This window comes from Bradyrhizobium sp. Ai1a-2, assembly GCF_000426245.1.
In the GTDB taxonomy this organism is placed as follows: Bacteria; Pseudomonadota; Alphaproteobacteria; order Rhizobiales; family Xanthobacteraceae; genus Bradyrhizobium.
The window spans coordinates 38,360-63,061 of sequence record NZ_AUEZ01000039.1 but is presented as its reverse complement, the minus strand read 5'-3'; the positions used below and the strand labels follow the sequence as shown (position 1 = coordinate 63,061).

Genomic DNA, 24,702 nt, shown 5'->3' with positions numbered 1-24,702 from the left:
TGACGGCGTCAGAACGGGCTGACGGAAAAATAGCGCAGCCACAGATCGGTGTAGCGGCCTTTTTCCCAGAGCCGGAACAGGGCCCAGTTCAACGCCTGCCGGAGCAGGTCGTTGCCCTTGCGCACGGCAATGCCGACGCCCTCGCCGAAGAAGCGGCTCTCGACGAAGGGGCCGCCCGAGAAGGCGCAGCATTCGGCCGAATCCGTGCCGTTGATCCAGAACGCGAGCGCGATCGCATCGCCGAAGATGAAATCGACCTCGCCGCGGCGAAGCGCCTGCCTGAGCGCATCGTCATTGGGATAGGCGTGGACCTCGGCGTCGGTGAACATCGCCTTCAGATAGGCTTCGTGCGCGGTGCCGCCGACGACGCCGACCTTCTTGCCTTCCAGATATTCCGGCCGCACTTCCGGCAGCACGGTGTCGCGCCGTGACGCGAAGCGGGCCGGCGCGCGGTAATAGGGATCGGAGAAATCGACCCTTGTGCGCAGTTGCGGCGTCACCGCCATCGAGGCGATGATGGCATCGCCCCGGTTGGTGGCGAGCGCGTCCACCAGCGTCTCGAAGCGGCGCATCTGGATGGTGCAGGTGACCTTGATCTCGTCGCAGATCGCCCGCGCCAGGTCGACATTGAAGCCGGCCGGATTGCCGTCGGGGCCAGTGAAGTTGAACGGCGGATAATCGGTTTCGGTCAGGAAACGGATCACGGTGAGGCGCGACAGGTCCGGCCGCTCCGGCCGCCGCCGCGGATCCCAGAAACCGGGCACCGCCTGCGGCGCCGCCTCGACAGGTGGCTTCGGCTGCGGGGTTTGCGGCTGCGGGGTTTGTGCGATCGCCGCGCTGCTACAGACAGCCAACGCCGCTGCAACCAGCCATCCGGCGATGGCGCGGATAGCACGGGAGATGTCGAGCGAGGCGGTCTGATCTGGCATTTGGCCGGGCAATGTTGCGGAATTGGAGGGGCTTATAGACCATCCGGGGCATGATGCGAGGGCCTAGAGCATTTCGGTTCTGATTGAATCAGAACCGAAGCTCTAGATTCTTGATTTGACGCGTTTTCTTCACGCGAACCGGTATCCACTTCGCTCGAAAACGCTCTAGTGGCGATTCAAAGGTAGCGCTTGAGGTCGGCCGCGGCCTCTTCCGGCGAGCGTTTGAGGTTGAAGGGCGAGACGAACTTGCCGTCGCGGTCCATCAGATAGATCAGCGCGGTGTGGTCCATGGTGTAGTCGCCGTCCTTCAGCGGGACTTTCTTGGCATAGACGCGGTAGGCCGACAGCACCTTGGCGATGGCATCAGGGTCGCCGGTGAGGCCCTTCAGATGCGGGTCGAAGCTGGACAGATAGTCCTTCATCGCCGCCGCGGTGTCGCGCTCCGGATCAACCGAGACGAAATAGGCGTTCACCTTGTCGGCGTCCGTGCCCATCGCCCGCAGCACTTCGGAAATCTCGAACAGCGAGGTCGGGCAGACGTCGGGGCAATGGGTGAAGCCGAAGAAGATCAGGGTCGGCTTGCCCTTCAGGCTCTTGTCGGTGACGGTCTGGCCGACCTGGTCGGTGAGTTGGAACGGGCCGCCGATCGCCGCCGGCGTGCTCATGCTGCGCAAGCCGCCCATGGTCCAGAACAACAGCAATAGCCCGACCGCCAGGCTGCCGGCGAAGGCGGCCACGATCACAAGCGGGCGGGTGGTCCGATCCATGAAAAAATTCCTCTTAGCGGCTCAGAAACAAGCCGAGACGCCGGCCGCGATGGTCTCGAAGAACACCGTCGTGCCGTAATGGAACCAGAGCGCGGCCGCGCCCAGCACCATCAGCGCGCCCAAGCCCGCCGCACTCCAGGCGATGACGGACGCCACCTTGCCCTGTGCCGAGACAGGTGCGGTCATTCCTTGCGAGGCGGAAACCGGCTGAACCATGGTCTTGAGATAAGCCCGGTTCCGCCGGCCGGCAAGCGCAATGCTGCACCGCGTCGTCAGATCATGCGGAGTGCTGCAGGGCCGTAGCCCGGGTGGAGCGTCAGCGTAACCCGGGGCCGCTCGCAAATGTTGACACAGCGGCCCCCGGGTTGCGCGTTCCGCTCCACCCGGGCTACGGCCCTTCCCGCAAAGCAACGAGAAGGTGAACCGTTAGCGCGGCCGACTGGCCGAGGCCTGGGCGTCAAGATAGCAGGGCCTGAACATGGCCTGCAGGGTCTTGCCGCGCAGGAAGATCATCCGCGGGGTGAGGCCGCCTCGCGAGGCGATCCAGCGGCGGATCGGCGCCGGGTACATCGAGTACAGCATCTGGGTCGCTTCGGGATTGGTGATGGCGCGGCCGTTGGCGCCGAAATCCCAGGCGGCGTGGAAACCGAGATTGGCGTGGGAAGTGACGCAGATCCGACTGTGTGGAACCGCGCCGAGGACGATGGTGCAGGCCGACGCGCAGAGACCATCGATGATGACGGTTTCGCCGGAACTGCGAAGGCTTTGATACCTGTCGACATAGGTGCCGATCCTGCCGCCGCGATCGTCGGCGATCCGCACCACCGCATGTGAAGCCCCCATACCCGCCAGCAGGAGAACCGCCGCGAGCAACCCCGTAATGAACTTCATGGCCTGCCCCAGTCGAATATCGAATCTGTAGTTGGTCTAGTGATGCAAGACTTTGGCCAGCGTGTTGCGGGACCGGATTTTTGTCCAGCCGTCACGGGTCGGTCGAAACAAATTCAAATCGAGTGTTGCGCGCACGCTGCAGTTTGATGAAAGGTCCCATACCGGAACAACCTTACCGTGTCCTCGCGGCAGAGCCGCCACAAGCAAGCTCCCCATCGGCCATTGACCGCGCGCGAACGCACAGGTCTCATTCGCGGGGAACTTGGGGGAGAAAGAAATGGCTGAGGATGTAGACGTCATTGTGGTCGGCGCGGGTTTGGCAGGCCTTGTTGCCGCCACAGAGATTACCGATGCCGGAAAACGCGTCATCGTGGTCGAGCAGGAAGGCGAACAATCGCTCGGTGGCCAGGCGTTCTGGTCATTCGGCGGATTGTTCCTGGTCGATTCGGCGGAGCAGCGCCGGCTCGGCATCAAGGACAGTTACGAGCTCGCGCTGCAGGACTGGATGGGAACGGCGGGCTTCGATCGCGACGAAGACCATTGGCCGCGGCGCTGGGCGGAAGCTTACGTCGCTTTCGCCGCAGGCGAAAAGCGCGGCTGGCTGCGCGCGATGGGCCATCGGCTGTTTCCAATCGTCGGCTGGGCCGAGCGCGGCGGCTATGACGCGATGGGCCACGGCAATTCGGTGCCGCGCTTCCACGTCACCTGGGGCACCGGGCCCGGCATCGTCGAGCCGTTCGCGCGCCGCGCACGCGAGGCCGAGAAGAGCGGCAGGCTGATCTTCAAGTTCCGCCATCGCGTCGATGCGCTGTCGGTGACGAACGGCGCCGTCGACGGCGTCACAGGCGCGATCCTCGAGCCGACCAATATGGAGCGCGGCAAGAGCACCTCGCGCAATGTGGTCGGCGAGTTCTCACTTCGCGCGCAAGCCGTGATCGTGGCCTCCGGCGGCATCGGCGGCAATCATGACCTGGTGCGGCAGAACTGGCCGAAGCGGCTTAGCGAGCCGCCGAAGCACATGATCTCCGGCGTGCCCGAACACGTCGACGGCCGCATGATCGGCATCACCGAAGCGATCGGCGCGCGGCTGATCAACCGCGACCGGATGTGGCACTACGTCGAGGGCATCCAGAACTGGAATCCGATCTGGCCGAAGCACGGCATCCGCATCCTGCCGGGACCGTCATCGATGTGGTTCGACGCGACCGGACGGCGGCTGCCGGCGCCGCTGTTTCCCGGCTCCGACACGCTCGGACAACTGCAATACATCATGAGCACCGGCTATGATTATTCCTGGTTCATCCTGACCCAGAGCATCATCAAGAAGGAGTTCGCGCTCTCGGGCTCCGAGCAGAACCCGGATCTCACCGGCAAGAGCTGGCGCATGACGATCAGGCGCGCCACCAACAAGGGCGCGCCGGCGCCGGTGGAAGCGTTCAAGACAAACGGCGTCGATTTCATCGTGCGCGACGGGCTCGAGGATCTCATCGCGGCGATGAACCAGCTTGCCGGCGACAATTTGCTGAAGCTCGATCAGATCCGAACCCAGATCGAAGCGCGCGACCGCGAGCTCGCCAACGCCTACGTCAAGGACGCGCAGGTGATGAACCTGCACAATGCGCGCAAATATATTGGCGACCGCCTGATCCGCACCGCCGCGCCGCACCGCATCCTCGATCCCGCGCATGGACCGCTGATCGCGGTGAAGCTCAACATCCTCACCCGCAAGACGCTCGGCGGCTTCGAGACCGATCTCGATGCGCGCGTGTTCGGGAGTGACGGCGAGATCATCCGGGGACTCTACGCCGTCGGCGAAGCCGCAGGATTCGGCGGCGGCGGTATGCACGGCTATCGCTCGCTGGAGGGGACTTTCCTGGGCGGCTGCCTGTTCTCGGGACGAAACGCGGGCCGCGCCGCGGCGAAGGCGGTGGGATAAATCGCGACTCGCCAGAGCTTGACCGCTGCGCTAGGTAGTCACCCGCCAATCAACGGGAGAACAATATGACCATTCAGCGTTTTGAAACCGGGCCGCGGATGAGCCAGGTCGTCGTGCATGGCAACACGGTGTATCTGGCCGGGGTCGTCGCCAACAAGACGGCCGGTGAAAGCGTGACGAAACAGACCCAGGAGATCCTCTCGATCATCGATGGCCATCTGGCAAAGGCCGGCACCGACAAATCGAAGCTGCTGACGACGACGATCTACATCACCGACATGAAGACGTTCGGCGAGATGAACGCCGTGTGGGACGGCTGGGTGTCGGCGGGCAACACGCCGGCACGCGCCACCGTCGAGGCCAAGCTGGCGGCGCCGCAATACAATGTCGAGATCATGGTGACCGCGGCGAAGTAAACGCGCATTGCACGAGAATGGCGATGCCGGCCGTTGCGATGCGGCCGGCATCGCCGCATTGGCCGGAGTTTGCGCAAGATCAATCGCAGACCCGCGATACGACCTAGAGTTCGATCATAAAATGATGATCGACAATCGCGACATCCGGCAGAAGCGGTGGCATCGATTCTGGGAGAGCGCCTCGGGTTTCTGGCTCTCGCCGGCATCGTGGCGGATCTGGCTGCTCTGCGCCCTCTTGGTCAGCGTCGTCGTGCTGCAGCTCTACGTGCAGTTTCGGCTCAACTACTGGAATCGCGATTTCTTCAACGCGCTGGAATCGCGCAGCCCGGAGCGGCTGCACGCGGAGGTACTGCTTTTGATCCCGCTGGCGGGCGCGAGTATCCTGCTCGCGGTGACGTCGGTCTGGGGCCGCATGACCGTGCAGCGCAAGTGGCGCGAATGGATGACGACGCACCTGATCGACTACTGGATCGATCATGAGCGTTACGCCCGCCTGACCGTCGAAGATGAGCAGACCATTCCGGAATACCGCATTGCCTCGGACGCCCGGGTCGCGACCGATGCACCGATCGATTTTGCGCTCGGCCTGGTGTCGTCGCTGCTCACGGCGATCATCTTCCTCCAGGTGCTCTGGACGACCGGCGGCAATGCCGAGTTCAACCTGTTCGGCCACCAGATCTGGATCCCCGGCTATCTCGTCGGCAGCGTCATCATCTATTCGGGCGGCGTCACCGCCGTGATGGTGCTGGTCGGCTCGCCGCTGACGCGCATCATCCAGATCAAGAACCAGACCGAGGCCGAACTGATCAACGCCGCCAACCTGCTGCGCGACCTCGGCGAAGGGGTGGTGCCGGAGCTGAAGGAAGCCGACGTCGAGCGCGGCCTGCGCGGCGCGCTGCAGAATGTGCTGACCCAATGGCGCTATCTGTGCTGGCAATTGATGCGGACGACGCTGGTGTCGCACGGCAACACGCTGCTCGCCCCGATCATCGGGCTCATCCTGTGCGCGCCGAAGTTCTTAGCCGGCGCCATGACACTCGGCGAACTGACACAAGCGGCCGCCGCCTTCACGCTGGTGCAAAGCTCCTTCAACTGGCTCGTCGACAATTACAGCCGTCTCGCCGATTGGGTTTCGTCGCTCGAACGCGTCGGCGGATTGCTGCTGTCGCTCGACCGACTCAGTGGCGACACGCGACCGATCGCGGCAAAGCCCGGTGATGCCATCGCGGCGGTCGAGCCGCTTCCGTAGATCGTGAGCCGATCAGATTGAGGCGCAGCCGCGATGAAGCTGCGCTCCCTCTCCCGCTTGCGGGACAGGTGAAGCGAATCTATGCCGCCGCGACGTTCGTCTCGAAGAACGCCCTGAGCCCGACGAAAGTGACGTCAGGCCGGGTGATGATATGGACTGGAATCTCCCGCAGATAGGCTTCGAACCGGCCCTTGCTGGCGAAGCACGTGCCAAAACCCGATGCAGCCAAATGGTCGACGAAACGGGGCACGATGCCGCCGGCGATGAAGACGCCGCCGCGGGCGCCGAAGGTCAGCGCCAGATTGCCGCAGACCATGCCAAGCATCGCGCAGAACATGTCGAGCGCCGCCCGGCTCGTCGCGCAGCTGCCGTCAAGCGCAGCCTGCGTGATCGACGCCGCGTCGCGCGCGGGCGCGCCGGCGCCGTCGATGGCGTTCAGGGCATCATAGAGATAGGTGAGGCCGGACCCGGATAGCGCACGTTCAATCGAGACGTGACCGAAGCGCCCGCGCAGGTGATCGATCACCCGCTCCTCCCGTTCCGACGTCGCCGGCAAGGTGGCATGGCCGGCTTCGGTGACAATAGCCACCGGCGGTTTGCTCGACGGAACCAGGCAGGACGCGCCAAAGCCGGTCCCCGGACCGACCACGAGCATGGGAGCACCGGCGACCGGAGTTCGGCTGCCGAGCGACACCAGGTCGGAAGCGCCGAGTGCCGGCAGCGACCAGGCCAGCGCCTCGAAATCATTGAGGAGGTGCACGGCCGCAAAAGCGAATTGTTGGCGCAGGCTGGCCGCATCGAACATCCACGGGCTGTTGGTCAGCACCACGCGGTTGTTCTCGATCGGCCCCGCGATGCCGAAGATCGCCGCGGTGGTAGCGCCGCCCGTCGCGTGGCGGGCAAGGAAGGCGGCAATCGCCTCCGCCGAGGTCGGATAGTCGGCGACCTTGACGTGTTCGATGGGGCCGATCTGACCACCCCTGACGAGCGCGAAACGCGCATTGGTGCCGCCGATGTCGGCGAGCAATGCTTGGCTGGTCCCGGTCATTGACTCCGTTCCTGTCGAGCTGCGCGTCATCCTTTCGCCGCGACGACGTCCGTCATCTGTCTGCCGGTTCCAACCGGCGTCCGCCTGGCAGCGGCGATGAGGTCCGAGTACCACTGCGCGGAGGCTTTGGGAATCCGCTGCTGCGTGGGATAATCGACGTAGACCAGGCCAAAACGCTGCGAATAGCCCGCGGTCCACTCGAAATTGTCGAGCAGCGACCACACGAAATAGCCGCGGACGTCCGCTCCGGCCGAAATCGCCTCCTGCATGGCCGAGGTATAGGCCTGCAGATAGGCGATCCGGCCGATGTCCTGGACGTGCCCTTCGTTATCGACCTTGTCGTCGGCCGCCGTGCCGTTCTCGAGCACATAGATCGGCAGGCGGAAGCGCGCATCAATATCGAGCAGCGTGTCGCGGAAGGCATCGGGAACAATGGTCCATCCGATCGAGGTCCGCTGCACGTCGGCGGGCGCGGGGCCGAACGAACATCCGATCACGTTGCCGGGGTCCGCCTTGATGTAGTGCGGCGAGTAATGGTTCAAGCCGAACCAATCGACCGGCCGCGCGATCAGCGCCATGTCGCCGGGTTTCTGGAACGGCTCGATCGCCTCGGCCAACTTGGCGGGATAGCGTGCGAAGTGCTGCGGCAACGGGAAGGCGTCATTCCAGTAGTCGGCAAAGGCCAGCGCCGCTTCCTGGTCCTCCTTGCTGGTTCCGGACGGAAAGCATGGCTGCCGGTTGTGGATCGCGCCGACCGAGACTTCAGGGACCGCATCCCGCAAGACATCGACCGCGGCGCCGTGGCTCAGATTGACGTGGTGGATGGCCTTGTGGAGCGCGGTCCGGTCGGCGATCCCGGGCGCGTGCCAGCCAAAGCCATAGCCGAACAGCGTGAACACGCAGGGTTCGTTGAACGTGGCGAACCGCCTGACGCGGTCGCCATAGCGACGGGCGACGAGCGCCGCATAGTCGGCAAACCAGCCTGCGATGTCCCGGTTGGTCCAGCCGCCGAGATCGTCGAGCGCCTGCGGAAGGTCCCAGTGGTAGAGACAAATCCAGGGATCGATGCCGTCGGCAAGCAGCCTATCGATCAGCCTGTCGTAGAAGGCCAGGCCCGCCTCGTTCACGGCGCCGCGGCCGCGCGGCAGAATTCGAGGCCACGACAGCGAGAAGCGGTACGCGTCAACGCCGATGTCGCGCAGCAGTGCGACATCTTCGGCGTAGCGGTGATAGTGATCGCATGCGACATCGCCGGTGTCGCCATTGCTGACGCGATTTTGCTGCCGGCAAAAGGCATCCCAGATGCTGTCGCCCCGGCCATCCGCCTGCGCCCCACCCTCGATCTGAAAGCTCGATGTCGAGACACCCCATACAAAAGCGGGTCTTGAAGCGGGCGCCCGCCCGCGATCCCCGGAACCATCCTCAGCCATGGCTTCATGCATCCCCTGCGTAAACTCGTGTACGAATTCACACTGGATGCATTTCCTGGGCGCTGCTTGATGCGGATCAATCTCCGCCGGCGCCAACCGCTTTCGTCACTGTTGCCGGCTCAAACAACGTTCGAGCGCGCTGAGCAACTGCGTACGGCCGACGATTCCGATGGGCTTGCCGTCGCGGACCACCAGCACCTGCGAGATCTGGTGCGTGTCCATCCGCGTGACGATGTCGTCGACGGTCGCCGTCTCATCCACCCGCAAAGGATCCCGCGTCATGACGGCATCGACCTGCAGCCCCTGCGTCCGCTCGCGCATGTGATGACCTTCCGCCCTTCCGACCAGCCACTCCAGCAAGAACCCTGCTGGGCCGGTCACGCCCAGTTCCTGACGGTGGAGGAAATCGCCCTCGGAGATGATGCCGACCAAGGCTCCGTCGTCGTCGATCACCGGCAAGCCACGCTGGTTGGTCTCCAGGAGCAGGTGGACGGCATCGAGCAGCGGCGCGTTCGGCTTTATGGTGGCGAACCAGGTTCGCATGACATCCGTTGCCAGCATTGTTTCTCTCCAACAAGCTTTGGTCGCTAGAGCGTTTTCGAACGAAGCATGCCCTCGGACCTGATCCGAGGGTGGGCGCCGGTTCGCCTGAAGAAAACACATCAGGACAAGAAACCGGAACTTCGGTTCTGGTTCAATCAGAACCGCAGCTCTAGCGTGCACCGGTGCGCCAGCCCGGCCTTGATGTGCGTCAAAATGACGACGGTGCCGTCTGACCTGGATCAATACACCGATCGGCCGGTGTGCTCTTATGATTGTGTTCAGTTTGCCGATCGCCACCAATTGTGGGGGAGAATGACGATGTTCAAGAACCTGCTGGTGCTCATCCCTTCCGAACGTCCGGCGCGGCCGGTCATTGACGGGGCCGTGCTGCTGACCATGGCATACGGCGCCCACCTGGATGCGCTGGCGGTCGCCTACGAGACCGCCAATGTTCCGATCGCCGCGGCCGGCGGCGCTGCGGTCGCCTTGATCGTTGAAGAAACCCGGCAGCGTGCGCTTGAACGCGCAGAGGCCGCGATGCGCGTGTTCGAGGTTCAGGCAAAGCACGCAGGGATAGCGTACACCTGCCGCACAATGAGCGCGACGCCGGGCCAGGCGATGGCGATTGCCAGTGCCAGCGCCCGACTTCATGATCTGACCGTCGTCCTGCAGCCGGAACCCGGACGCGATACGTTCGACAACGACGTGCCGCAGGAGATCCTGTTCCAGTCAGGCGGCCCGGTGTTGTTCATGCCCTATACCTTCCGCGGCGCATTTGCGGCACGGCGCATCGGGATTTGCTGGGACGGCACCCGCCTGGCCGGCCGTGCGCTGCGGGACGCCATGCCGCTGCTGCGGTACGCCGACGCGCTCACGATCATTTCCCTCGGCAATCCAGCGGCGATTCCGGAGGAAGCAAGCCCACAGCGCCTTGTTGAGCATCTGGCGCGGCTTGGACTGCCGGCCAGGGTCGTGGCGTTCCCGGCCGCACACTCCGAAATCCAACCGGCCATCCTCTCCGTGGCGGCCGACGAAAGCCTCGATCTGCTGGTGATGGGCGGTTACGGGCATTCGCGGCTGCAGGAACGGCTGCTCGGCGGCGTCACCCGCGAGATGCTCCAGAGCATGACGGTGCCGACGCTGATGTCGCATTGATCTTTCGGCCGGCATCAAGCTCCGCCATCTTGCCGTCCGTCATTGCGAGCGTCAGCGCACTGGATTGTGCTGCGTTCCATCCGGGTTACAGCCTGCGCCTGTCTGCGCCGCCTATAAGGCTCCGGTCATTTTGTCAGCGGTGCGCCTTGGGTGCCGGCGTGATCGACGAATCTATTGGTGTACGTCTTGCTGACGTCGATATGCGCCTGGGCAACTATCGGCGAACTCTCGCTGAAGACCGACAGTACGACCTCAGCGCCTTTGGGGTCCATTCTCCCGGTTTCCGAAAACATGGGAATCGTGTTCTTCAGCGCCGCGAGATACAGCTCCCGATCCTTGCCGATTAATTCGCTCGGCATCTTCGCCATGATCTCCTCCGGCGAGTGCGAATGAATCCAGGCTAGCGTCCTCACGATCGCATCGGTCAGCGCCTGCGCCTCCTTCTCGTGCGAACCTATCCAGGCCGCCGTGCTGTAAAGCGCCCCGCCGGGATAGTCGGCACCGAACACAGAACGAGCGTCCCGCTCAGATCGCGTATCAGCCAGCGCCTTCAGATCAGAGTGTTTTCCCTGCAGATACGTCACGGACGGATCCAGCATCACCGCTGCATCGATTTGACCCTGCTCCATCGCGGCGACCGCGGTAGCGCCCACGCCAATGCCGATGACCGATACGGTCGCAGGATCGACGCCGCTTTTCTTGAGGAGAAACTTGAGAAAGAAGTCTGAGGTTGAGCCGGGTGCCGTGACCCCAACCTTCTTGCCTGCCAGGTCGGATAACGACTTGATCTCGGTGTTATGCGCCGGAGAGACAACGACGACTTCGCCCGGGTATCGGTCGAACACAACGAACGACTGCAGCGCCTGCTTCCTGGCGGCGAGTTCGACGCAATGATCAAAGTATCCGGTTACGACGTCCGCACTTCCGGATAGAACTGCCGTGAGCGTGTCAGAGCCGCCCCTGAGGTCCACCATATCGACGGATACGCCAGCCCGATCATACTCCCCTAACTGTCGTGCAAGAACGGCCGGCAAATAGCACAGGCAACTGCTGCCGCCGATAGCGATCGTTACCTTGTCCTGCGCGACTGCGCCGCCTGACGACAATGCGACCGCAACGAGACCTGCGACCATTCTCATTGATTTCATCCGTATTGCTCCCTCCGGCACGCTCATCGGCCACTTTGGAGCCACTTTACCTAACCGCTCGAACTACGGTGCCAACTCAATTCACAAAGAATTATGGACTGACTGGCTCGATCATTTCGTTGCTGTTCGCCCTTCGTGCTGACGCGCAGCTCTGCTTGTTACGACGGTAAGGAATCGTATTCCCTCCGTAATCTTCCTTAGGGAAGGACTCCGAATTTTCAGGCGCGGTGCGAGCAGGCACTCTGGCTCCATCAGATGATTTGAAGGAGCCCGCCATGTACACCGAAGCTTCCCGCACCGTCCTCCGCCAAGCCGCGAGCACGCCGCACCGTCTCGGAAGCCCGGCCATGCAGGGGCCGCTTGCGCTGATGGGCACGCCCTTCCAATACGCGCGCAATGCCGAAATCTACGGGGAAGGTGACGAAGCCGAATATCTCTATCAGGTGGTCTCCGGCACCGTCCGCACCTACAAGATGCTGGAAGACGGCCGGCGCCAGATCGGCGGTTTCTATCTGCCGGGCGACATCTTCGGCTTTGAGGCGGGCGAAACGCACTCCTCTTCCGCCGAGTCTGTGAACGGGGCCCAGGTCCTGATCATCAAGCGCAGCGCGGTGATGCTGCGTGCCGAGCGCGAGAGGGATCTGGCGCAGCAGCTTTGGGATGCCACCACGCGTGAATTGCAGCGCTTCCGCAACCACATGCTGCTCCTGATCAAGACCGCGGAGGAGCGGGTCGCGGGATTCCTGCTCGATATCGCCCGCCGCACCGCGAGCACGACGTCGATCGAACTTGCAATGTCGCGCCAGGACATTGCCGACTACCTCGGCCTGACCATCGAGACCGTGTCTCGCACCTTCACTCAGTTGGAACAGTCCGGCGCCATCGCGCTGCCGACCTCGCGCCGGATCGAATTGCGGAACCGCGCCGCGTTGAACCGCCTGAACGCCTGACCGGATGGAATCGACCGAGGTGTGCCATGAACCATTCATTGACCAGCGCGGATCGTGGCACCCATCGCAAGATCATTGCGCTTGGTGCCGCTGCCGCGGTCGCGATCATTCTGCTGGCGGCTCATGGCCGAAGCAGCGAGCGGATCGAAGCTTCGCACCGGCAGCCCACCGTTCAGCGTATAGCCGCGTCCAATGCGATGCGCCCACTCACCGTGGCCGAGTTGCGCTAGCGCTGCTTCCCGCTGAAGGCTTGCGGTTCACGCACGGATCTTGGGCCTTAGCTCCGCGATGTCGTCACCACCGGCCTGGAGCCAGTGGATGATCCGGCGCCATGAGCGGCCCAGGCTCTCGCGCCCCATGAAAAGACCGAGATGACCGCACGGCTCGGAGGCTTGTTCCAGCCGTTGTGGCGGCGTGCCGAGCAGGCGCGCCGTGGCAAGCGCCTGATCGAGCGGGACGACAATATCCCTCTCGCCTGCCAGCAGGAAAACCGGCACCGTCACCTCGGCGAGATCGATCTGGCGGCCAAGCGCGATGAAGCGTCCCTCGGCGATCCGGTTCTCGCGGAAGATCCAGTTGGTAGCCTCGAGATAAAAGGTACCCGGCAGATCCAGCACCTCGCGATCCCAGCGCTCGAAACGAGCCAACAGCGCATTGCCCTGCTCCGATCCATCGGCGACATCCCTCTGCAATGCCGCCGCAACATCATGCAGGGTGACCGGCATGCTCCAGAACCGAAGCGTATGCCTGCCGCTGATGATGCCCTCTCCCTGGTGCACCAATTCGTCGAACGCTTCCTTGGGCACACTCGCCACCATCCGCGACAGCTCCGAGGGCGCGGAGACGTCGACCGGCGCACCGGCGAGCACGAGCCGCCGCACCTTGTGCGGAAAACGGGCGGCATAGACCAGCGACAGCCATCCACCCTGGCACAGGCCGATGAGATCGACCGGTGCGCCGATGTCATCGACCGCCACATTGAGATCGGCGAGATAGCTGTCGATCGAGAGATAGCGCATCTCAGGCTTGGCCGAGCACCAGTCGGTGACATAGATGCGATCCAAGCCGCCCTGTTGCAGCGCCTCCACTAGGCTGTGGCCAGGCGCGAAATCGGCGATCAGGGCCTCGTGCAGCGAAAAGGGGGCGCAGATCAGAAGCGGCTGGCCTGTCTCCTTGCGTGAAAAATCCCGCAGCCGCATCGAAGCAAGCTGCAACGCGATCACGTTCGGCGTCGTCCAGGACAGCGGCGGTTCGCTCTGCTGTTCGGGCGGCGTCGGCTCGCGATGAGCGAACCAATGCAGATAGGCTTCCAGCGCCAATCGCGTAGCCGCCATTGGCCATAGCAGTGTCTGCACCGCCCAATCAGTGTCGGCGCTCGGCTTCTCTTCCGGCCGTTCAAGCTTCTCGCTCAAGCTCACTCACCCCTTTTGCTCGCCGGCGCCATGGTCAGGCAGGCAGCGGCGGAAGGTTTGACCTCGATCAAGCACCAAACGCAGGACTGCTATATTAGCTCCATTTCGGCGAGGAACGCACCCGCGCAAGGAATTGCGGTGCCGGCCAAGGGGGCTGGTCGAAGGAGTTCTCCATGCCCTATCGCTCGAATGCAGATCTTCCTTTTCCGGTTCGCAGCCATTTGCCTCCGCATGCGCAAGACATTTATCGCGAAGCCTTCAACCATTCCTTTGCCGCGAATGCGGGAGACAGCCGGCAAGAGGAGATCGCACACCGGACCGCCTGGGCGGCGGTGAAGCGATCCTATGAGAAGGTAGGCGATCATTGGCTCCCGAAATCCCAAATCTTCTAGAGCATTTTCGCTTCTGATTTAGTCAGAACCGACACTCTGGATTCTCGTATTGACGCGTCTTCTTTACGCGAACCGGTGTCCACTTCGCTCGAAAACCCTCTAATGCGACATCATGAGGCAGATCGGGGCCTCCTGCAGCAGGCCGCGGGTCATGCCACCGAACATCCATTCGCCGAGCCGGCTGTGGCCATAGCCGCCGGTGACGATCAAATCCGCCCGCTCTTCCCTTGCGAACCGGATCAGGTATCGGGCATCGGCTTCGGCCGTATGCACGCGAACTTCGCATTGGCAGTGCGCGCCGTGGCGTTCGAGATAGTTTGCGACGTCGCGCACACGGAGCCGCGCGGCGTCCTGCTGGTCCGAAGTGCAGAGCTCGACGACGGTCACCCGCGACGCCCTGGCGAGGAACGGCAGCGCATCATGCACCGCCAGCCGCGCCTCACGGGTGTCCTTCCAGCCGACCACGATGCGGTCGGCCGACAGCTCCGTCATCCCGTCCGGCACCGAGAGAATGGGCCGGCCCATCCGCAGCATCGCCTCTGCTGAATCGATGTAGTGATAATAGTCCTCGCCCAATTGCTTGCGTTTCATGACCACGAGATCCGCGGCCCTTGCCTGCGCGGCCAGGAACACGGTCGGATATTCAACGCCCCAGCGCCACTCGACCTTCTCCTTTGCCAGGCCGACGACTTTCCTGAACCATTGCTCTTTCGCGGCGACGTCCGCCTGCATCCGATCGACATCGGCCTTCGTGGTCTCTGCGATCACCACGCCTTCGGCAACGAAGGGCGGCTCGATGGCGAAGGCGGAGACGCCGATGATCGATGCCCCGAACCTGGTCGCGATGGCTTCCGCGACACGGATCTGTCCCTCTTCCTGCTGCTGGGGATCGACGTACACCATGACGTTGGCAAGGCTCATAACCACGCTCCGATAATCCGGGATGACGGAGGGTTTGTCCCGCATCGTCAGGTCATCACCATTGACCGAGATCAAGCGACGCGACGAAACCGGCCGGCGCCGCATGCGCGATCTCGTGCGAGACCAACGACCGGCACCTCATCGGGTTTCGTCCGCTGTCGATTTCCAGGCAGCAGGTGATGACCTCGGAGGTAATCGATTAGCTCACGCCGACATCCGATAGTCCGCGGCAGCCGATCCATTCGGCGAGACGCGAAGGAGAGCAAGATGACCGACCACAAGACCATCGCAAGCCGCTATATCGAACTTTGGAACGAGCGCACGCCGAGCCGGCGCCGCGAGATGCTGGCCGAGAACTGGACCGCCGATGCCCGCTATGTCGATCCGCTGATGAGCGGCGACGGCCACGAAGGCGTCGATGCGCTGATATCGGGCGTCCAGGAAAAATTTCCGGCGTTCAAGTTCAAGCTGATCGGCGAACCCAACGGTTTCGGCGACTATCTCCGCTTTTCCTGGGGGCTCGGTCCCGACGGTACCGACAGCCCGATCAAGGGCACGGACTTCGCGGTGCTGAAGGACGGCCGCATCAAGAGCATCACGGGCTTCCTCGACCAGGTGCCGCAGGGCGCGTGATGCGAAACGGTGCATGGCGGTGCGGCCGGCGAACATCCGTCAGCCTCGCTGCCATGCGCTTCCGCTCGCGCGCTTGTGACGGCAATCTGGCCATCGTGAGACGTTATGCCTCACTCTTCACACCAAAACGGCCATACCATCACCTCGCGCTGCGATGAGGCGGTCTTGCATCCTGCAATGTCCGCTTCCGCAGCGTTAAGGTGACAGGATTCGGTGAAAACAATTTCGATGGAGACATATCATGGAAGTTGATAATGACCGCCTGAACTCTTTCATGGGTAAGATGATTGGTGACATCGGCGCCGCCATGAACGCGTCGCTGATGCTGATCGGCGACAGGCTCGGCCTCTACAAGGCGTTAGCCGAGAAGGGACCGATGAACTCTTCCGAGCTGGCGAAAGCGACAGGCACCGCGGAGCGCTATGTACGCGAATGGTTGTCGGCACAAGCGGCCTCGGGCTACGTCGAATATGACACCGCATCGGGAAAATTCTCGATGCTGCCGGAACAGGCCATGGCGCTAGCTGACGACGAGAGCCCGGTTTTCCTGGGCGCGGTCGGCAACGTCGTGGCGGCGACATTCCTCGACGAGGCCAAGATCTCCGACGCGTTCAAGACCGGCAAGGGCGTCGGTTGGAACAAGCGCAGCGAATGCCTGTTCTGCGGAACGGCGCGCTTCTTCCGCACCGGCTACAAGCATCATCTGGTGCAGGAATGGCTGCCGGCGCTGGAGGGCGTCGTCGACAAGATGAAGCGGGGCGCCAAGGTCGCCGATGTCGGTTGCGGCCACGGCATATCGACCCGGCTGATGGCGGAGGCGTTCCCGAAATCCACATTCTTCGGGTTCGACTATCACGAGGGCTCGGTCCAGGCCGCACGCGAGCAGACGCGAGATGCAGGATTGTCGGATCGCATGACCTTCGAGACCCACACCGCAAAGACGTTTCCGGCAAATGGCTACGACCTCGTTTGCTTCTTCGATTGCCTGCACGACATGGGCGATCCGGTCGGTGCACTCAAGCATACCCGCAGCACCATGGCCAAGGACGGCACCTGCATGCTGGTCGAGCCCTTCGCCAACGACCGGCTGGAGGACAATCTCAATCCGATCGGGCGGGTCTATTATGCGGCTTCGACCATGGTCTGCACGCCGGCCTCCCTCGACCAGGAGGTGGGGCTCGCCCTGGGCGCGCAGGCCGGCGAGGCCAGGCTGCGCGAGATTGCCCGCGAGGCCGGCTTCACCCGGTTCCGCCGCGCCACCGAAACGCCGTTCAACCTGATCCTGGAAGCACGGCCATAACAGCGCAGCGCGTACCACCGCCCCGCGAAGTTTCTTCGCGTGGCGGGTGGGTGACTTGAAGCGGACGAGCGCTTGCGGGACTTGCTAGCGGATCGAGCGGGCGCTTGCATGCGCGGCCGCTGATCCGAGGACATCCGCCATGAGCAGTTCCGCGCCAAAGTCCGTCGTTGCCAAAGAAGCCATCGATCTCCTGACGAAGCTGGGGGCACTGCCAGCCTTCGTCACGGACGGTGGGCTCATCGCCCGCTCACCGATTGACGGCGGGGTCATCGGGCGTCTCAGGCCTGGAAGCGATGACGACACGCGCGCGGCGATTGCCCGTGCGCGGAGTGCGTTTCTGGCGTGGCGTACCGTCCCTGCCCCACGCCGCGGCGAACTGGTGCGCCTCCTCGGCGAGGAGCTGCGCAGCTCGAAAGAACTGCTCGGGCGGCTGGTGACGATCGAGGCCGGCAAAATTCTCTCCGAGGGCCTCGGAGAGGTGCAGGAGATGATCGACATCTGCGACTTCGCCGTCGGGCTGTCGCGCCAGCTTTATGGATTGACGATCGCCTCCGAACGTCCCGGTCATCGGATGATGGAGACCTGGCATCCGGCCGGCGTGTGCGGCATCATCACGGCGTTCAACTTTCCGGTTGCCGTGTGGTGCTGGAATGCGGCGCTCGCGCTGGTGTGCGGCAACGCCGTGGTATGGAAACCCTCGGAGAAGACACCGCTGACCGCCTGCGCGGTACAGGCGATCGTCGAACGCGCGCTCGCGCGTTTCGGTGACGCGCCGCAAGGTCTCGCCGAACTGGTGCAGGGCGACCGCACGGTCGGCGAGGTGATGGTCGATCATCCCGATGTCGCCGTCCTGTCAGCGACCGGATCGACGCGGATGGGCAAGCAGGTGGGCCGGCGCGTCGCCGCGCGCTTTGGCCGGGCCATTCTCGAGCTCGGCGGCAACAATGCCGCGATCGTGACGCCCTCGGCCGATCAGGATCTCGCTTTGCGCAGCATCGCGTTCTCCGCGATGGGCACCGCCGGCCAGCGATGCACCTCGCTGCGCCGTCTGTTCGTGCACGAAAGCATCGCCGATGGTTTCGTGCAGAAGCTCAGCCGCGTCTATCGTTCGGTCAGCATCGGCGACCCGCGCGAGCCGCTCACCCTGGTCGGCCCGCTGATCGATGCGGCCGCCTTCGAGGCGATGGGCCGCGCACTGGATGAGGCAACCTCGCTCGGCGGCAAGGTGCATGGCGGGACCCGCGTGGATCATCAATCCCCCAGCGCTTATTACGTCGCCCCCGCCCTGGTCGAGATGCCGTCCCAAACCGGGCCGGTGGCGCGCGAGACGTTCGCGCCCATCCTCTACGTGATGCGCTACCGCGATCTTGCCGAGGCGATTGCGAGCCACAATGCGGTGCCCCAGGGGCTCGCATCGTCGATCTTCACGACCGACATCCGGGAGGCCGAGACCTTCCTGTCCGCGCTCGGCTCGGATTGCGGCATCGCCAACGTCAATATCGGCCCGTCGGGCGCCGAGATCGGCGGCGCGTTCGGCGGCGAGAAGGAAACCGGCGGCGGCCGCGAATCCGGATCCGACGCGTGGCGCGGCTACATGAGACGGGCGACCAACACCATCAACTATTCGCGCGAACTGCCATTGGCGCAGGGTGTCAAGTTCGACGTCGGGTAAGGCTCAGCTGACGGCGCCTATCGTAGCCGCGAAGACGCTCGATCGTCCTTCCGCCACTGGCTTTGGAGCCGTTCCACCGGTGACCGCATGACGAGCCGACTGCGCCTTGCGCCGTAGGCGAAGTAGATCAGCAGGCCGATGACCAACCACACGGCGAGCCTGATCCAGGTGTCGAGCGGCAGCCCCAGCATCAGGAGAAGCGAGGTCCCGACTCCCGCCGGTGCAACGAGCCAGATCGCCGGCGCGCGAAAGGGACGGTGCAGGTTTGGCTCGGTGATGCGCAGCACCAGAACGCCGAGACAGACGACAGCGAACGCAAACAACGTTCCGATGCTGACGAGTTCGGCAACAAAGCCGATCGGCAACAGCGCCGCAAGGACCGCCACGACGAGACCGGTCGAGATTGTCGCGACGTAGGGTGTGCCAAGCTTCGGATGGATCTTTGCCGCTCCCGGTGGCAGCAGACCATCATGGGCCATGGCGCGGAAGACCCGCGGCTGCGCCAACAGAACCGCGAGAATACCAGAGGTGAGACCGAAGATGATCCCGAGCTTGATCAAGGGCCCGAGCCAGCCTATCCCGGCGGCGTCGATGCCGACCGCGATCGGATCGGGCACGTTCAATCTATCGAACGGCACGATGCCCGTCAGCACGAAGCCAACGGCCACGTAGATCGCCGTACAGATCGCAAGAGAACCCAAAATGCCGATCGGGATGTCGCGCCTTGGATTCCTGGTTTCCTGCGCCGCCGTGGAGACGGCATCGAATCCGATGTAGGCGAAGAATATCAGGGCCGCGCCGCGCGCCACTCCCGACCAACCGAAAATGCCCGTGCCGGCATTGGGCGGGATGAAAGCGCCCGAGGGATTGACCGGCGTCACCCAATGCGCCGTGTTGATCGCGGGTGCGGCGCAGACGATGAACAGCCCTATGACGATCAGCTTGACCGCGACGATGACGTTGTTGAAGCGGCACGTTTCCCGGATGCCTGTCACCAGCAGCGAGCCGACGAGGATAACCACGACCATCGCCGGCACGTTCACAATGGCACCGGTCAACGCCCATGTGTGCGATACCGCGTCGTAGGCAAGCGGTGCGGTGGCGAAGCGTGCCGGAAGGTCGAGGCCGAAATCCCGGGCAAAGCTGACAACATAGCCGGACCAGCCGATCGCGATCGTAGCGCCGCCCATCAGGTATTCGAGGATCAAGTCCCAGCCGATGATCCAGGCCACCAGCTCGCCCAGCGTCGCATAGGCGTAGGTGTAAGCACCGCCGCTGACCGGAACGATCGCGGCCATTTCGGCGTAACACAGCGCGGTGAACGCACAGGCGATGCCGCCGAACAGAAACGAGAGCACCACCGCCGGCCCAGCGTTCTCTGCCGCCGCATGCCCGGTTACCACGAAAATTCCCGCGCCGATGACGACGCCGACCCCCAACGCGGTCAGATCGGCTGCCGACAGCGTGCGCCTCATCGAACCCACCTTGGTGTCATCTTCAGCGGCGAGGTCCGCCGCCGATTTGCGGCTCCAGATGGTGGTCATGAGCAACAGTCGCTCCGATACCCTTTTGATCGTCACGCTTAGTGACGGGGTCGAGCTACAATCGTGTTGCTGAAAGCCAGAACAGAGTTACTGCGGTAACACCAACAGTTGGACGCCAGGCCGAATCTCTGCCTGTGGTTGCGATGTGGATACAAGCCAAGCTTCGAAGCGCCGGCGATGAGAGCGGGCGGTAAAGCTGGAGCGGGCGAAGGGAATCGAACCCTCGTATGCAGCTTGGGAAGCTGCCGTTCTACCATTGAACTACGCCCGCGGATCGCGCTGCCCCTCCTGATTAGCCGAGACCGGGGCTTTCGCCAAGTCGCCTCTCGCGTTCTCCTTAACGGAAAACGTCAAGATTCCAGTTTCGACGCCGCAATCGCCTGACCTAATTCGACGTGCTGCGGCCCCGTTGCGCCGTCGCGGGCGCATCGCTAAGTCTTACGGCATGATCCGAAGGCCGCTGTTGCAGCGTGAGCGCATTGCCGTGAACGAGTTCCGCTGCACCGCGGTGCCCGGCGAGAAACCGTTTGCCGAACAATATGATGCGCATTCGATTTCCTATGTGCGCAAGGGCAGCTTCGGCTGCCGCTGCCGCGGCCGTTTCCATGAGCTGGTGACCGGCGCGATCCTGGTCGGCCATCCCGGCGACGAATATACCTGCACCCACGACCATGTCGGCGGCGACGAATGCCTGTCGTTCTTCCTGCATCCGGAACTGGTGCAGGCGATCGGCGACAGCCGCGCGGTCTGGCAGATCGGATCAGTGCCGCCGCTGCCGGAATTGATGGTGCTCGGCGAGCTCGCGCAAACGGCAGCAGATGGCAACAGCGACATCGGCCTCGACGAGGCCGGCCATCTCCTGGCCAGCCGCTTCATCGAGGTGGTCTCGGGCCGCGCGGCGAGGCCGGTGACGGCGGGCCTGCGCGACCGCCGCCGGGCAGTCGAAGCGGCGCTGTGGATCGACGCGCATGCGCACCGGGATATCGGCCTGGACGATGCGGCGGACCAGGCCGGCATCAGCACGTTCCACTTCCTCAGGCTGTTCTCGGAAGTCCTCGGCGTGACGCCGCATCAATATCTCGTGCGCTCGCGGCTGCGCCACGCGGCGCGGCGGCTGGCCGATGACGACAGTCCGATCACCGAGATCGCCTACGACGTCGGTTTCGGCGATCTCTCCAATTTCGTGCGCACGTTCCACCGCGCTGCCGGCGTCTCGCCGCATGCGTTCCGGAAGGCTTCGCGCGGCGACCGCAAGATTTTCCAAGAACGGCTGGCGCTGCACTAGCTAGCCTCCTCCAGTCCCGCGCGTCGTCAGGCGCGCTTAAAGCACTGGAGAACCATCATGTACGACCATATCGGACTGCGCGTCGGCGATCTCGACGCCAGCGTGCGTTTCTACACCGCAGCGCTTGCCCCGCTCGGCTATGTCCTGTGCTCGCGCGATGCCGCCGGCGCCGGCTTCGGCCCGAAGGGCGAGCCGGCGCTATGGCTGCATCTGCACAAGGGCAAGAGCAATGGCAGCGCCCATGTCGCATTCCGCGCGCCGGACCACGATGCGATCAAGACATTCCACAGCGAAGGATTGAAAGCCGGCGGCCGCGACAACGGCGCAGCCGGCTCTCGCAAGGATTACAGCCCGACCTACTACGCGGCGTTCCTGATCGATCCCGACGGCAACAATGTCGAGGCGGTGTGTACGTGACCAACACCGTCATCTCCGCCGTCATTGCGAGCGGAGCGAAGCAATCCATTTCGCCGCTTGTGGAAGCATGGATTGCTTCGTCGCTTCGCTCCTCGCAATGACGATCCCACCTGCAAAAGGACTCCTCCCATGGCTTCCATCCACAAAGAATTCATCATCGACGCGCATCCCGACCAGGTCTGGGATGCCTTACGCGATTTCGGCGCGCTGCATACGCGGCTGGTGCCAGGCTTCGTGCTCGACACCAAGCTCGACGGCGATGCCCGCATCGTCACCTTCTCCAATGGCACGGTGGTGCGTGAACTGCTGGTCGACTGCGATGATTCGCGGCGGCGGCTGGTCTATGCCGTCGTCAGCGAGCGGCTGAAGCAGCACAGCGCATCCATCCAGGTGGTTGCCGACGGCGACTCCCGCAGCCGCGCGACGTGGATCGCCGACGTGCTGCCGAACGAGATCGCGCCCTACATCTCCTCCCAGATGGATCTTGGCGTGAGCGCGATGCAGAACAAGCTCCGCCGGGAAGCGGCGTGATGAACCCGTTCCTCGACGCGCTCGGCGCGGACGGTGCTGCAGCCGACCGCGCCGGCAAGATGGATCTCTACGGGCGCTTCGTCGGCTCCTGGGATCTCGATGTCACCCACATTGCCGAGGACGGCACCAGGCGAGAGCGAAAGGGCGAGTGGCATTTCGGATGGGCGCTGGAGGGCCGCGCGATCCAGGATGTCTGGATCGTGCCGCCGCGCGGCGAATTGCGCCGGACCGACGCCACCGCCAACGCCAATTCCTACGGCACCACGCTCAGGGTCTACGATCCCGAGCTCGACGCCTGGCGGATACAATGGAGCGATCCGGTCACGCGCACCTTCCTGCAGATGATCGGCCGCGCCGAGGGCGCCGACATCGTGCAACTGGGCACGCGGCCGGACGGTCGATTGGTGCGGTGGGGCTTTTCGCAGATCACGCCAGATTCCTTTCTCTGGCGCGGCGAAGTCTCCGCCGACCAGGGCGCGACATGGCGTCTCAACGTGGAGTTCACCGCGCGCCGGGTGCCCGCTCCGTGATCTCACTCACAGAGGGCCGGAATCTCGAGATTCCGGGTTCGTCCTTCGGACGCCCCGAAATGACGGTGCTATCCCAGCGCCGGCCGCACCTTCGCCATCGGTACCGGCTTCGGCTCCCAGCGTGTCAGCACCACGCTTACGCATGAGAGCACGCCGAGCACGACCATCGAGGCGGCTGCGAGCATGAAGAAGTTCTGCGCGGTCGCCTCATGCGTCGACAGCCACCAGCCGCCGGCTGCGATGAAGGCGAGGCGCGCGGTCTGCGCCAGCACCGGGCCAAGCACCTTCGCTGCGCCCTGCGAGGAGAAGTACATCGACATCGCCAACCCGATGAAGGCGTACATCGGCGCCGCCGTCGACAAATATTGGCGGCTGGCGAGGCGCACGGCGGGATCATCGGTGAAGATGTTGACCCAGAGGTCGGGGAAGATGGCGAGGAAGGTGCCGATCGCGCCGACCGCGACGAACGATACCGTGCCCGCGATCCAGGCGATCCGCCGCGCCCGCGCGATGCGGTCGGCGCCGACGGCCATGCCGATCATCGGCACCGAGGCGATGCCGGTCGCGAACGCGAGCGACGTCAGCATGAACTCGAGCCGTGCGCCGATGCCGTAACCGGCGAGGATCGCGGTGCCGAAATTCGCCAGCATGTGGGTGAAGATGCTGATGGTCAAAACCGACTGCAGCGGCGAGAAGCAGGCAATGGCGCCGACCCTCAGGATGTCGATGAACATCGCCCACTGGACGCGCAATCCCCTGAGCTTCGGCTTGACGCGGGCGCGACCGGAGAACAGATACCAGCCCATCACGGCAATGCTGATCGAATAGGCGATCAGCGAACCGGCCGCGACGCCGCGCATGCCGAATTGCGGGATCGGGCCGAGCCCGAGGCCAAGCGTGCCGCCCAGAATGATCTGCCAGATCGCGGACGAAAGGATCATGGTCGACGGCAATTTCATGTTGCCCGTGCCGCGCAAAACGCCCGCCATGGTGTTCATCAGCCACGGCAGCACGGCGCCGCCGAAGAAGATCTGGCTGTAGGCGATCGCCTGCGCCAGCACGTTGCCGCGGCCGCCGAGCAATTCCAACAGACTCGGTCCGAAGATCAGCATGCCCAGCATGAAGACGAGCCCGAAGGAGATGCCGATCAGAAGCGCATGCGCCGCGAGCGTGGAGGCACGCTCGGTCTCGCCGGCGCCGAGCGCGCGCGCAATCGCCGACGCCACGCCGCCGCCCATGGCGCCGCCCGACATGGTCATGGTCAGGATCACGCAGGGAAATACCAGCGCCATCGCAGCCAGCGATTCCACGCCGAGCCGGCCGATATAGGAGGTCTCGGCGATCACCACGCAGGTGCCGGCCGAGAGCGCGATCACGTTGGGCCAGGCAAGCCACAACAGCGTGCGCAGGATCGGCCCGTCGAGCAGGCGGTTGCGCGCCGGCGCCCTCACCGGCGGCGGCAGCGGGCGCTCTTCCTCGTCGACAGGTATTTCGGCAACCGCGATATCAGCCATTTCCACTCCCAGCCACGCGGTCTGGTTGCCGCGGCGCGGTGCTTCCCTACCACGGCCGCGATCAATTCCACGTGCGCCCGGCGCAGGGG

Annotated in this window: 26 protein-coding genes and 1 tRNA gene; 14 read left to right on the top strand and 13 right to left on the bottom strand. The window is 63.9% G+C overall.

From position 1 onward, the window contains the following. Window positions 1-8 precede the first annotated feature (8 nt). From K288_RS0123825 to K288_RS0123810, 4 genes are all read right to left on the bottom strand, one after another. Window positions 9-929 (bottom strand): transporter substrate-binding domain-containing protein, encoded by a 921-nt coding sequence (locus tag K288_RS0123825; protein WP_027581822.1) that lies wholly within the window; start codon window positions 927-929, stop codon window positions 9-11. A 176-nt stretch (window positions 930-1,105) separates the two neighbouring features. Further along, complete coding sequence (locus tag K288_RS0123820; protein ID WP_027581821.1) at window positions 1,106-1,696, bottom strand: SCO family protein; 591 nt, start codon at window positions 1,694-1,696, stop codon at window positions 1,106-1,108. Window positions 1,697-1,717: 21 nt separating this feature from the next. Then, window positions 1,718-1,882 (bottom strand): hypothetical protein, encoded by a 165-nt coding sequence (locus tag K288_RS0123815; RefSeq protein WP_244443229.1) that lies wholly within the window; start codon window positions 1,880-1,882, stop codon window positions 1,718-1,720. A 240-nt stretch (window positions 1,883-2,122) separates the two neighbouring features. Then, window positions 2,123-2,587 (bottom strand): hypothetical protein, encoded by a 465-nt coding sequence (locus tag K288_RS0123810; protein WP_027581819.1) that lies wholly within the window; start codon window positions 2,585-2,587, stop codon window positions 2,123-2,125. A gap of 277 nt (window positions 2,588-2,864) precedes the next feature. Between K288_RS0123810 and K288_RS0123805 the strand changes: the two genes are divergently transcribed. The 3 genes from K288_RS0123805 (at window position 2,865) to K288_RS46370 (ending at window position 6,188) form a co-directional block, all read left to right on the top strand. Next, window positions 2,865-4,523, top strand: coding sequence for an FAD-binding dehydrogenase (locus tag K288_RS0123805; RefSeq protein WP_027581818.1), 1,659 nt, complete (start codon window positions 2,865-2,867; stop codon window positions 4,521-4,523). Window positions 4,524-4,588: 65 nt separating this feature from the next. Continuing rightward, complete coding sequence (locus tag K288_RS0123800; RefSeq protein WP_027581817.1) at window positions 4,589-4,939, top strand: RidA family protein; 351 nt, start codon at window positions 4,589-4,591, stop codon at window positions 4,937-4,939. A gap of 121 nt (window positions 4,940-5,060) precedes the next feature. Then, window positions 5,061-6,188, top strand: coding sequence for an SbmA/BacA-like family transporter (locus K288_RS46370; protein WP_084799710.1), 1,128 nt, complete (start codon window positions 5,061-5,063; stop codon window positions 6,186-6,188). Between the two features lie 79 nt (window positions 6,189-6,267). Here the strand turns inward: K288_RS46370 and glk are convergent, their stop codons facing one another. The 3 genes from glk to K288_RS0123775 all read right to left on the bottom strand — a co-directional run bounded on the left by glk (window position 6,268) and on the right by K288_RS0123775 (window position 9,227). Further along, on the bottom strand, window positions 6,268-7,236 hold the full coding sequence (gene glk / locus K288_RS0123785; protein WP_027581816.1) for a glucokinase: 969 nt from the start codon (window positions 7,234-7,236) through the stop codon (window positions 6,268-6,270). 26 nt (window positions 7,237-7,262) lie between these two features. Further along, window positions 7,263-8,666: a GH1 family beta-glucosidase gene (locus tag K288_RS46365; protein ID WP_043160535.1), complete on the bottom strand. Its 1,404-nt coding sequence runs from the start codon at window positions 8,664-8,666 to the stop codon at window positions 7,263-7,265. A gap of 105 nt (window positions 8,667-8,771) precedes the next feature. Then, entirely contained in the window at window positions 8,772-9,227 is a 456-nt protein-coding gene (locus tag K288_RS0123775) for a CBS domain-containing protein (RefSeq protein WP_027581815.1), read from the bottom strand. Between the two features lie 48 nt (window positions 9,228-9,275). On the opposite strand from K288_RS0123775, the gene K288_RS0123770 reads away from it, so the two are divergent. Next, complete coding sequence (locus K288_RS0123770) at window positions 9,276-10,364, top strand: universal stress protein (protein WP_343208305.1); 1,089 nt, start codon at window positions 9,276-9,278, stop codon at window positions 10,362-10,364. Window positions 10,365-10,489: 125 nt separating this feature from the next. Here K288_RS0123770 and K288_RS0123765 read toward each other — a convergent pair whose 3' ends face one another. After that, window positions 10,490-11,512, bottom strand: coding sequence for an ABC transporter substrate-binding protein (locus K288_RS0123765; RefSeq protein ID WP_027581813.1), 1,023 nt, complete (start codon window positions 11,510-11,512; stop codon window positions 10,490-10,492). Window positions 11,513-11,787: 275 nt separating this feature from the next. On the opposite strand from K288_RS0123765, the gene K288_RS0123760 reads away from it, so the two are divergent. After that, window positions 11,788-12,462 (top strand): helix-turn-helix domain-containing protein, encoded by a 675-nt coding sequence (locus tag K288_RS0123760; RefSeq protein WP_201449714.1) that lies wholly within the window; start codon window positions 11,788-11,790, stop codon window positions 12,460-12,462. 26 nt (window positions 12,463-12,488) lie between these two features. Then, window positions 12,489-12,692 (top strand): hypothetical protein, encoded by a 204-nt coding sequence (locus K288_RS0123755; protein WP_027581811.1) that lies wholly within the window; start codon window positions 12,489-12,491, stop codon window positions 12,690-12,692. Window positions 12,693-12,719: 27 nt separating this feature from the next. On the opposite strand, the gene K288_RS0123750 is transcribed toward K288_RS0123755, so the two are convergent. Beyond that, window positions 12,720-13,796, bottom strand: a complete 1,077-nt coding sequence (locus tag K288_RS0123750) for an alpha/beta fold hydrolase (protein WP_084799709.1) — start codon at window positions 13,794-13,796, stop codon at window positions 12,720-12,722. 251 nt (window positions 13,797-14,047) lie between these two features. Between K288_RS0123750 and K288_RS0123745 the strand changes: the two genes are divergently transcribed. Then, window positions 14,048-14,266: a ChaB family protein gene (locus tag K288_RS0123745; protein WP_027581809.1), complete on the top strand. Its 219-nt coding sequence runs from the start codon at window positions 14,048-14,050 to the stop codon at window positions 14,264-14,266. Between the two features lie 99 nt (window positions 14,267-14,365). On the opposite strand, the gene K288_RS0123740 is transcribed toward K288_RS0123745, so the two are convergent. Beyond that, window positions 14,366-15,292 (bottom strand): universal stress protein, encoded by a 927-nt coding sequence (locus tag K288_RS0123740; RefSeq protein ID WP_244443228.1) that lies wholly within the window; start codon window positions 15,290-15,292, stop codon window positions 14,366-14,368. A gap of 162 nt (window positions 15,293-15,454) precedes the next feature. Here K288_RS0123740 and K288_RS0123735 point away from each other — a divergent pair, with 162 nt between their 5' ends. The 3 genes from K288_RS0123735 (at window position 15,455) to K288_RS0123725 (ending at window position 18,792) form a co-directional block, all read left to right on the top strand. Continuing rightward, a complete protein-coding gene (locus K288_RS0123735; RefSeq protein WP_027581807.1) occupies window positions 15,455-15,820 on the top strand; it encodes a nuclear transport factor 2 family protein in 366 nt (121 codons plus the stop codon). Between the two features lie 241 nt (window positions 15,821-16,061). Next, a complete protein-coding gene (locus K288_RS0123730; protein WP_043160525.1) occupies window positions 16,062-17,120 on the top strand; it encodes a class I SAM-dependent methyltransferase in 1,059 nt (352 codons plus the stop codon). Between the two features lie 139 nt (window positions 17,121-17,259). Continuing rightward, entirely contained in the window at window positions 17,260-18,792 is a 1,533-nt protein-coding gene (locus K288_RS0123725) for an aldehyde dehydrogenase family protein (protein WP_027581805.1), read from the top strand. A 17-nt stretch (window positions 18,793-18,809) separates the two neighbouring features. On the opposite strand, the gene K288_RS46360 is transcribed toward K288_RS0123725, so the two are convergent. Both K288_RS46360 and K288_RS0123715 read right to left on the bottom strand, forming a co-directional pair. Next, window positions 18,810-20,336 (bottom strand): amino acid permease, encoded by a 1,527-nt coding sequence (locus K288_RS46360; protein WP_084799712.1) that lies wholly within the window; start codon window positions 20,334-20,336, stop codon window positions 18,810-18,812. A 197-nt stretch (window positions 20,337-20,533) separates the two neighbouring features. Beyond that, window positions 20,534-20,607 (bottom strand) — tRNA-Gly (locus tag K288_RS0123715). Window positions 20,608-20,781: 174 nt separating this feature from the next. Between K288_RS0123715 and K288_RS0123710 the strand changes: the two genes are divergently transcribed. The 4 genes from K288_RS0123710 (at window position 20,782) to K288_RS0123690 (ending at window position 23,099) form a co-directional block, all read left to right on the top strand. Continuing rightward, window positions 20,782-21,621: an AraC family transcriptional regulator gene (locus tag K288_RS0123710; RefSeq protein WP_027581804.1), complete on the top strand. Its 840-nt coding sequence runs from the start codon at window positions 20,782-20,784 to the stop codon at window positions 21,619-21,621. A 57-nt stretch (window positions 21,622-21,678) separates the two neighbouring features. After that, window positions 21,679-22,038: a VOC family protein gene (locus K288_RS0123705; RefSeq protein WP_027581803.1), complete on the top strand. Its 360-nt coding sequence runs from the start codon at window positions 21,679-21,681 to the stop codon at window positions 22,036-22,038. Between the two features lie 129 nt (window positions 22,039-22,167). Continuing rightward, window positions 22,168-22,569: an SRPBCC family protein gene (locus K288_RS0123695; RefSeq protein WP_027581802.1), complete on the top strand. Its 402-nt coding sequence runs from the start codon at window positions 22,168-22,170 to the stop codon at window positions 22,567-22,569. After that, the gene (locus K288_RS0123690) at window positions 22,569-23,099 is read left to right on the top strand and encodes a hypothetical protein (protein WP_027581801.1); all 531 of its coding nucleotides are present in this window, start codon (window positions 22,569-22,571) and stop codon (window positions 23,097-23,099) included. The genes K288_RS0123695 and K288_RS0123690 overlap by 1 nt, the downstream gene beginning before the upstream one ends. A gap of 68 nt (window positions 23,100-23,167) precedes the next feature. Here the strand turns inward: K288_RS0123690 and K288_RS0123685 are convergent, their stop codons facing one another. Next, window positions 23,168-24,613: an MATE family efflux transporter gene (locus tag K288_RS0123685; protein ID WP_027581800.1), complete on the bottom strand. Its 1,446-nt coding sequence runs from the start codon at window positions 24,611-24,613 to the stop codon at window positions 23,168-23,170. Between the last annotated feature and the right edge of the window lie 89 nt (window positions 24,614-24,702).